Here is a 10,198-nt window from a genome sequence, read left to right as displayed (position 1 = left end):
TGAAAACCTTTAGTGAGAAAGTTCGCCAAGGTTTATGGAGTGGTTATTCAGGAAAGCGTATTACTGATGTGGTAAATATTGGTGTGGGCGGTTCAAATTTAGGCCCGCAAATGGTCACTGAAGCACTAGACCAATACAGTGATAATAGCGTGAATGTCCATTATGTTTCCAATGTTGACGGTACCCAAATAGCTAATGTACTTAGACCTTTGAATCCAGAAAAGGTCTTATTTATTGTTTCAAGTAAAACCTTTACTACCACAGAAACAATGACCAACGCCAGAACGGCTATGAAATGGCTCGTATCTTCATCTTTTGATCAATCAGCCATTGCTCAGCACTTTGTTGCCGTATCATCAAATAAAAAGAATGCCATGGAATTTGGTATCGCTGAAGAAAATATTTTTGATATGTGGGACTGGGTAGGTGGTCGTTTCTCACTTTGGTCTGCGATTGGTTTACCTATCGCTATCGACTTAGGTTTTGAACGCTTTATTGAATTACTGGAAGGCGCGCATGAAATTGATCAACACTTTTGTAATACTCCACTAGCAGAAAATGCACCTGTTATTTTGGCACTACTCAGTGTTTGGAACTGTACTTTTCTCGGTGCGCAATCTCAAGCTATTTTGCCTTATGACCAGACTTTACACATGTTGTCAGCATATTTACAACAAGCTGAGATGGAAAGTAACGGTAAGTCTGTTTCGTGGGATGGTGACTCTATTTCATATCCCACTGTACCGTCGATTTGGGGTGAATTAGGAATTAACGGTCAACATGCCTTTTACCAATACCTACATCAAAGCAATAATGTTGTGCCTGCAGACTTTATTGGCTCAGTTGAGAGTGTTACGCCCGTACATGGTCATCATGAAACCTTAATGGCAAATTTTTTCGCTCAAACTCAAGCCCTTATGCAGGGTGTTAATGAAACTCAAGTGCGTGCGGATTTAAAAGCAAAGGGTCGTACACAAGATTACATTGATAAAGTTGCCCCACACAAAGTTCATAAAGGTAACCGCCCTACCAACACCATATTAATGAAACGGATATCACCACGTTCACTAGGCAGTTTAATTGCTATGTATGAGCATAAAATATTTGTGCAAGGCATTATTTTACAAATCTGTTCATTCGACCAATGGGGTGTAGAACTTGGTAAAGGTTTAGCCAACAATATTCAAGCAGAGTTATCATCTGGAAACTTAAATAACCAGCATGACAGCTCGACCATTGGCTTAATTAATTTTTATCAAAGTTATAAGTAATAAACTTTCAATAGCCTCAGAAAAAAATAGCGAACACTATGTTCGCTATTTTTACATCACACTTTTAAAAACTTATAAGTGATCATTTAAAAAGCTTAAAAACTTATTTGAAGCACTGATTCGATTCGCTTTTTTACTGAAGCCGTGACCTTCATCGTCAAATACTAAATAGTCAACATAAGTACCGCCACTGCGAATAGACTCCACCATATCATCACTTTCAATTTTTAATACTCTTGGATCATTTTCCCCTTGTACAACTAGTACAGGTTTTTTAACGTTTTGACCAAAAAATACTGGTGAAATATTATGTAAACGCTCTTTATCTGTACTTGGATCACCAAGTTCATCATAAAGTGATTGGCGAAAGGCTTCCCAATATGGCGGAATACTTTCTAAAGTTCTAACCCAGTTTGTTACTCCAAAAATATTTATGCCTACTTCAAACTCATCAGTAAAGGCCATTGCCGCCATAGTTAAATAACCACCATAGCTACCTCCAATAACGCCAATTTTATCCTCATCAATCCAATCTAACGTTTGTAAGTAATACTTATTATAAACCACATCTTTTAAATCATGGTCGCCATGTTTTTTATCATCTAAATGGTAGAATGTTTTTCCATAGCCATTAGAACCTCGGTTATTAATCCTAAAAATAGCATAACCATTATTGACTAAATGCTGAATAAGCGCCGAGTAACCTTTGCGACTTTGCCCTCCAGGACCACCATGTATCCAAACCAACGCAGGAACTTTTTGTATGGCAGCTTGTTTAGGCTTATACAAAATACCGGGAATTTCCAAGCCATCAAAACTTTTAAAACGCACGACTTCGCCTACAACTAAGTTTTCTTCTAAAATATTTGGGTTCCCTGTATTTGTTAAGCGCTTTATTAAACTACTACCTAGCTTATGCACAAATAAGTTTGAAGGTGACGTATCAGAGTTTATGTAGAAAACCATTTTCTTACCATCACTGGAAAAATTAACACCACGAAGATCACCACTTGGCATTTCAGGTAAAGTGAGTTTTTTATTAGTGTTAAGATCAATGATCTCTATTTTAGTTTGTGCATCGGCGTTAATACCATGAACTTGATAACGGCCATCTTTAGAAAAATAGGTGAAACTGACATCCCAATTTACAGCAAAGTTTACTGATTTTTCTTTACTGGCTAAATCAAAAGACCAAGCTTGATTAAATTCGCCAAATTCGTTGGTTGAATAAATGAGTGCTTTATTATCACGGGTAAATGTATAAGCACTATGCTCAACATTACCTTCGTGCTCTGTGATTAATTGCGCTAAGGATTGCTTATTAGCTAAATCAACTAGATACAAGTTAGAATCAGCATTAGAATTACTTTTACTTAAAGCGATATATTGACCATTAGGGCTTACCACTTCAGGTGAGTAACCAGAATTATTTTGATAAACAAGGGCTCTGGAGTAGTCAGCGACTTGATATACGTAAATATCAAAAAATTTAGCATCCCTTTCATTTGTAGCAACAAAAAATTGCGAATTATCCTCATGCCAACTCATGAAAAAGGCTTTTAAACCCTCACCTGGGGTTAAATCTTTAACTTTGCCTTCTACCGATTGTACAAACAAATGATCTAGTTCATTACCACCCTTGTCTGCACTGTATAAAAATCGATTATCATCAGGAAACCAACTAACGACAAAAATCGACTCTTTAGTTGAATGAGTTAGCTGGGTTGTTGTTGAACCATCTAAAGGTACTTTATAAGCGTTATAAATACCGCTTTCATCGTCACTCACTAATACTGCGGTTGCATCGGTATTTATTGAAGAGCCAAATACTGTGCGCGTTTTATAAAATTCTTCTGCGCTATAAGTTTTAAATATTGATTTAACTATTGCAGGCTCATTGGCTTTTACAACTGGCTCTTGCTTCGAACAGGCAACGAGCAAAAACACCGCCGTCAATAGTGCTATAAACTGAGTTAGTGTTGGCCATTTTATCATTTGTAGTCCCTTATCATTAATTGTCATTCAATATTATTGGAGTTATTAAATCTTTTTTCTCGAAATCAAGTATAGTTTAATTATCATACAATTAAAGTCACATTTTTTGCTCTAACGATTATCTAGCAGTGAGTTAAAATTAAGTTAAAACTCAGTAAAAAAAATACTGAACGTTAAAATAAAAATAGCGTAAGCTGTGTAATAATCGCTGAAACCAACATTTAGAAATATTAATAGTCCAATGACCACTCCGTTAAAGTACTTATCTCATTACTCCGCTGAAACTCAACAACAAGTTATTCAGCTTATTAATGATGGTAATTTAAAGACTTATTTATTAACCCAGTTTCCTGAACCACATGAGATTACATCAGACAAAGCATTACGAGAGTATTCTCTTGCGATTAAGCAACAATACCTAAAAAAATCTGCGCCCTTGAGCCAAGTAAAGTATGACGATAAAATTCATATTATTAACAATGCATTAGGGTTACACACTTATGTTTCTCGTGTGCAGGGTAGTAAATTAAAAAGTAAAAATGAGATCCGTATTGGTAGTATGTTCAAACGTGCGCCACTATCTTTATTAAATATGATCGTGGTACACGAGCTTGCTCACTTAAAAGAAAAAGACCACAACAAGGCTTTTTATCAACTGTGCCAACATATGTTACCTAATTATCATCAATTAGAATTAATGACGCGTATTTATCTTACAGAGCTTGAAACAAATGGCTGTATTTACAAATCACCTTAACCCTAGCGAAGCTTTTTATTTTGTATAAATGAGTAATATGCTTTGGGTAATGACTAAATCAATTATGATTATTCACAAAGCATTAACATACTGTATAATGTAAAAAGTTAAATAAATGCCAACAAATTAAATATAAAAATACACTTGTTGTCATATAATATTGGGTTGCAAATTTGCAGATAAAAAATAGAAAACTATTGCTCACTGCTAGTGTTGTACTCACTTTACTGCCATATTTTTTAATAAACGATATGTTTAATTTAAGTGATGTCTGGCGTTTACAAGGCCCGCTACTTATTTTACAACTGCTCAGTGTAGGGTTCATTGTTAATAGCTACCTGCGAATTAACACACGAGAACTAAAACTTTTTTGGCAGTTTATAACCCTCGCCCTGCTTTCTGCTTTGATATCTAACTTACTTTTCAGTTTTAGTATCTTACGTGATGACCTTTTGATCCGAGATTTCTTCACACTTTGCAGTTATTTTTTTGTCATTCTAGCAATAGAAACTAACCCTCATAATAATGAAACTAAAAGTAATAAAAATATCAGTAACCGTGTAGCCGCCATATTCTTCACACTGATATGTTTTAGTTATTTCGTTTTACTCCCTATAGAGTTTTCAAATAAGATTGAAAATAAAGTAGCTTCATCTCAATTGTTCCATTTGCTAATAGCTGTACTTATTTTCATTCGTTTAGCGACAAATTGTGTTCAATGTCATAGTAATTTTTGGCGCAAAATTTATGGCGTTCTCGCAATTTCCGCGGCTGCATTATTGCTAGATAACATGATTGATTATCTAAACAATTGGTTCATCATTTATTTACCAGAATACTTACTAACGTTGTTAGTGCTTATTCCGTATTGCTCGCTCATTATTGCCGCTAATAACTCTGTAATAACTGATGAGCCGCCAACAGAAGTAACACCAGAATTTACGTCTGAGCTTTATTTGATTTTATTAATAGCTTGTTCAGTATTCATGCATTTAGCGGGTACCGAGTTAAACCTGCATTACAATATAAACTCGTATTTGCAGTCGATATTAATTGCCACTTGGCTCGGTATTGCTTTAACGTTATTAATGACGATTATTTATCGAAAAAATCGTTTAGGATATAAAAATCAAAAGAAAATAGAGTTACAAAATACCGAACAGCAAACATTAGTGAAGCTTAATCAAGTGTTAACCAGTGCAATGCTTAATAGTGAAGACAAAGCGATAGTTAATGTCTCAAGTAATGCCATATTAACCACTAGCACAGATGGGACAGTACTTTCAGCAAACCCCGCCGCTGTACAACTTTTTCAATGTTTAGAGCGTGAAATTATTACCACAAGTGTTAGCGATTTTTTCTCGACAGATGATCAAATGCATTACTTTTTTGACTTCAAAAGTAATGTTTATACTTTACAACGAAAAGAGGCTGGCATATCGATAGAGTGTACGGCTACCCGAAAAGACGGTACTCAATTCCCTGTACAAGCAGAATTACAATGGGCAGAAAGAGAAGAGCAACCCTTAGTTGTGATTACCTTTATTAACCTCACTGCACGTAAACTTGCAGAACAACAAGCGTTAGATTTAAAAGATAAGTTTATTGCCAATATTTCCCACGAGTTTAGGACTCCGTTAACAATTATTAATGGAATTTTAGATCGCTACTTGGTTAAAGCTCAAACAGAGGAAGAGAGTAAAGAGCTTAAAACAGCGAAGCGCAATGGTTTACGTTTAGTTCGTATGGTTGAACAACTCCTTGAGCTATCTCGCTTATCTGATAACCCACAATTAACTATGGCGACCTATCGACTGCAAACATTAATGTCGATGCCAGCAGACTCGTTTTCGCGTCTTGCCACTCAAAACAACTTGACCTTAACCTGCGATATCCCAGAACATATTTGGTTAGATTGTGATGCCCAAGCATTTGAAAAAATTATTTTTAATTTAATAGCGAACGCCATTAAATACACGCCAGCGGGTGGCAGTATTCAAGTTATTGCTCACAGCAACAATGACAACTTTATCTTAGATATTATTGATACCGGGATAGGTATAAATACAGCCTCACAAAGTAAAATATTTGAGCGTTTTCAACGCGCAGATGACGAACAAAACAAAGGCGTTTTCGGTGTTGGTATTGGTTTATCTTTGGTGAATGAACTGGTTAAAGCACATCATTGGAAAATTAATGTTTTTAGTGAGTATGGTAAAGGTAGTAAATTTTCCTTAATTATTCCTAGTGCCACTGCCATATCTGACGAGAAGCTAACACCAACAAGTATTTCTCAAACTGAAGTATCTTCTTTGTTAATTGAACCTCACAATTCAGTTCAAGATATTAGAAACCATAGTCAAAAGGTTGTTTTAATTATAGAAGACAACTTGGATATGCAAAGCCATATTAAACAAGTAATAGAGCAGCAACATCATAGCTTGATAGCGGGTAGCGGTGAACTTGGATTAACACTTGCCCAAGAATACATTCCTGATGTTATCGTCTGCGATATTATGCTCACCGGCATTGACGGTTTTGCCGTGTTACAACAACTTAAAAGCCATGAATTAACCTCTCATATTCCGGTGATATTATTAACAGCCCGTTCTGATCTTGATAGCCGCTTACATGGTTTAAATTTACAAGCCGATGAGTACTTGAGTAAACCTTTTAATCATCAAGAGCTATTAACACGCATAGATAACTTAATTATTAATAGAGAAGAATTACAAAAAAGTTATTTACAAAGCTTTAATAAAAATCTGCAAACAAGTAGAAAAGTTAATAGCATTGAAAACGTCGCAGACTTAGCTTATACAAGTGATGAGGATGTCACACTTGACAATAAATTTTTAGAAAAGCTCGAATCGATAACCGCTGAGGTGTATACAGATACTGATCTAGACATTACACAGTTATCAGCCAGAATGGCAATGAGCGAGCGTCAGTTGCAACGTAAAATTAAAGCATTAATAGGCATAACACCGAATAACTTCATAAAAGAATTTCGCCTTAACAAAGCAAAAGTGCTATTACAAAATGGCTCTCAAATTGGTCGTATAGCACTTGATGTTGGCTTTTCGTCGCAAACTTATTTTGGCCGTTGCTTTAAAGAAATGTTTGACTCCACGCCGAAGCAATATCAGCAACAGAAGCAAAAAGAGCAACGAACATCAGACTAAGCCTGACTTAATAATTATTTGTTCTTTTAAGTTAGTGAGGCTGCTTTTTTTCATCAACTGTAAATAGTCAAAAACATTAGATTTTGGTCCACATAAGCCTAACCATGAAAGCTGCTTATTTTCATCCGTATAATTTAATGCTTGTTCTATCATCACACTGATTTGATCCCAAGATAAGTCTAGAGGATTTTCTCGACTAAATGGAAAGAATGAATAGGCCATATTAATGGCCGTAGCGTCATCAACATCAACCACGCTTTTTAATCTACCTGATAAACGCGCAGCTAATTCATTGGCATTATTGCCCTTTTCATAGCCAATAACCGCAAAAGTATCATTCGACCAACGAATAACGAGATCATCGTTGTTTCTACTATAATGCAATAAATCAGTAAGATTGATTAACTGGCTATTACTCACCGCTTCTTTACTCTTAAGACGTACCATTAAAATATAAAGCCGTGGCAACATTTCTCTTTGCACAGGTAATAAATTTTGGTGCATTTGGTTCATTAATTGACTAGTTTGTTCAATATATATATCTAAATAGCGACGGCTTTTTACGCCCGTAACTTTATCAACAATTGCCGCTTTTTCTAATTGTTTATTGGCTTGAGCTAACTCTAAGTTTTTAGATGTAAACTTCTCAGTTTTATCATAAACCTGCTGTTCTAAATAGAGCTTTTGTTGCTGCTCAACAACTAATTTACGATTTAATAAACGAGAATAAAACAATAAAGCTAGCGCCACAGCAGAAGTATATAAAATATAGGCCCACCAAGTATTCCATGGTGCTGGTTTCACAATTATATCTAAGGTATAGCCTGGTTCACTCCATACATTGTCACTATTGCCCGCTATTATTTGCAGCTGAAACATACCTGCAGGCAGATTGGTATAGGTAGCACGGCGTGACTTACCTGCATCTAGCCAAGCTTGATCAAAGCCAAGTAAGCGATACTTATATTTAGTAGACTCAGGATAAGCGTAATTAAGCCCAACATACTCAAATGAAATCAATTGATCATCATAATCAAGTTCTAAGCTTTTAAGATCTGTGATGGCTGTTGATAACGCCATAGGTTCATTAAGCTTAAAGACATTGGTTAATCGTACTTGTGGGGGCTGTATTTTATTTCGATTTTTACTGGGTTGAATACTTGAAACGCCTTTCCCTGCGCCAAAGTAAATCACATCATCGACACTTTTAAAAATTGCACCATGATTGTAATCTAAATCAACCAATCCGTGGCTTAGATCAAAGTGCTTAAAAACTTTAGAATTGACTGAATACCTTGTTATACCTTGATTTGAGCTTAACCATATATCGTTATAGCTATCTTGAATCATGCCATAAACTGTTTGACTTTTCATGCCATCGTTTGTGCCGATGCGTTTAAATTTATAGTTTTTCGCAACTCTGTTCTCATAGGATAATACATTTAATCCTGCTGCTTGAGTACTGACCCATAGGTTTTTATCGTTATCTAATAATAAGTACCAAGAAAAATCACTAGAAAGGCTGTTGGCATTATTTTTATCATTTAAGATATGTTCAAATTCACCGGACTTTGGATCAAAACGACTCAATCCTCCTCCGTATGTTGCAACCCATATAATACCTTGCTCATCTTCCAGTAGATGTAAAATAGCATTATTACTTGGCCCTTGTTTGGGCGCATTTTTATCACTAATATAACGTACGAAATCACCATCTTTATTAAGCATATTCAGACCCTGATAGAATGTAGAAACCCATAGGTTTCCATCAGAATCTTTAATAATATCGGTAATGCTGTTTGCCGATATTGAGTTTTCATCCATTTCATCATGGGTGTAGGTAGTAATTATATTTGTGTTTAAATCAACCCTATATAAACCTGTAGCTCTAGTACCAACCCAAAGAGAATAATTATCATAAAACAGAGTCATAACACGTAAATTTTCAAAGAATTTGTTTAACTCTAGTTCTATAACTTTATCAGTACTGACTATGTACTGGTATATTCGACCGTTATAAGCACTGAAATAAATACTATCTGATGATGCTTGGGCAAAACTAGTTATATTTTGTCGATCGATTGCAGGGTGTTCCCTTTCAGTGTATTGGTTAAATGTTGTCATCGATGGATCCCAACGATTTAAACCATTATTTGTGCCAATCCACATCAAACCATTTTGGTCTTCAAAAAAACTCATGATGTAATTACTACTTAAGCTATAATGATTACTTGCTGAATAAGTAAACCTCTCAAATAACTTAGTTTCATTATTAAAAATAGATAAGCCGTTATCAGTCGCTATCCAAATATTATCTTCAAAATCTTGATATACATTATGTATTGTATTGCTACTAATTGATTTATCATCACTATCGTCATATTTATAATGAACAACGCTATTATCACCAACTACATACTTCAATAAGCCGTTATCAACGGTGCCAACCCAAATATTGCCTTTTTTATCTTTAAAAAGTGCATTCACATACTTATTAGCATAGCTATCTTCTTTTTTTAGAGCATACTTTATTGTGCGCTTAAAGTTACCTGCTAAATCAAAGACTGAAATACCACCACCATTAGTACCTATCCAAATTTCATTGTCTTGAGTTTCAATAATTGAATAAACGGTATTATGCGACAAGCTGGTTTTATCTCCTAGTTTCTGTTGTATTTGTACTACATCCCAGACATCACCTTTAATCGATAAAATATTTAACCCGTTCTCGGTTCCTATCCATATTTTACCTTCGCTATCTTCAAATAGAGTATTGATACCATCATTACTAATTTGAGCATTTTGGGTCTTTGTCGTTAAATGTCTAAAACTTTTGGACTCTTCATTATAAAGATTAAGACCTCTGACGTGGTCAACCAAATTCAGTCAACCTAGTTAAGCAACCATTTCTAATTCTCTACCCACTGATTCAAAAACGTTAGGAATTTGATAATCCAGATACGAATGAAGTCGGAGGCTGTTGTACCACA

Annotated in this window: 5 protein-coding genes; 3 read left to right on the top strand and 2 right to left on the bottom strand. The window is 35.2% G+C overall.

Going from position 1 to position 10,198, the window contains the following annotated elements:
- The coding region (pgi, locus tag H4J50_RS17115) for a glucose-6-phosphate isomerase (RefSeq protein WP_182257473.1) at window positions 1–1,271 on the top strand (1,271 nt) is incomplete at its 5' end.
- Between the two features lie 72 nt (window positions 1,272–1,343).
- Here pgi and H4J50_RS17110 read toward each other — a convergent pair.
- Complete coding sequence (locus H4J50_RS17110; protein WP_182257472.1) at window positions 1,344–3,266, bottom strand: S9 family peptidase; 1,923 nt, start codon at window positions 3,264–3,266, stop codon at window positions 1,344–1,346.
- A gap of 241 nt (window positions 3,267–3,507) precedes the next feature.
- Here H4J50_RS17110 and H4J50_RS17105 point away from each other — a divergent pair, with 241 nt between their 5' ends.
- Both H4J50_RS17105 and H4J50_RS17100 read left to right on the top strand, forming a co-directional pair.
- Window positions 3,508–4,023: a YgjP-like metallopeptidase domain-containing protein gene (locus tag H4J50_RS17105; protein ID WP_108456657.1), complete on the top strand. Its 516-nt coding sequence runs from the start codon at window positions 3,508–3,510 to the stop codon at window positions 4,021–4,023.
- Between the two features lie 251 nt (window positions 4,024–4,274).
- Entirely contained in the window at window positions 4,275–7,208 is a 2,934-nt protein-coding gene (locus H4J50_RS17100; protein ID WP_182257471.1) for an ATP-binding protein, read from the top strand.
- Here H4J50_RS17100 and H4J50_RS17095 read toward each other — a convergent pair.
- Window positions 7,200–10,088 carry a two-component regulator propeller domain-containing protein gene (locus tag H4J50_RS17095; protein ID WP_182257470.1) on the bottom strand — a complete coding sequence of 963 codons (2,889 nt, stop codon included), beginning with the start codon at window positions 10,086–10,088 and terminating at the stop codon, window positions 7,200–7,202. The genes H4J50_RS17100 and H4J50_RS17095 overlap by 9 nt on opposite strands.
- Between the last annotated feature and the right edge of the window lie 110 nt (window positions 10,089–10,198).

The organism is Colwellia sp. 6M3, assembly GCF_014077595.1.
Taxonomy (GTDB): Bacteria; Pseudomonadota; Gammaproteobacteria; order Enterobacterales; family Alteromonadaceae; genus Cognaticolwellia.
Note: the sequence above shows the minus strand (reverse complement) of the source record. Positions and strands in the feature narration are given on the sequence as shown.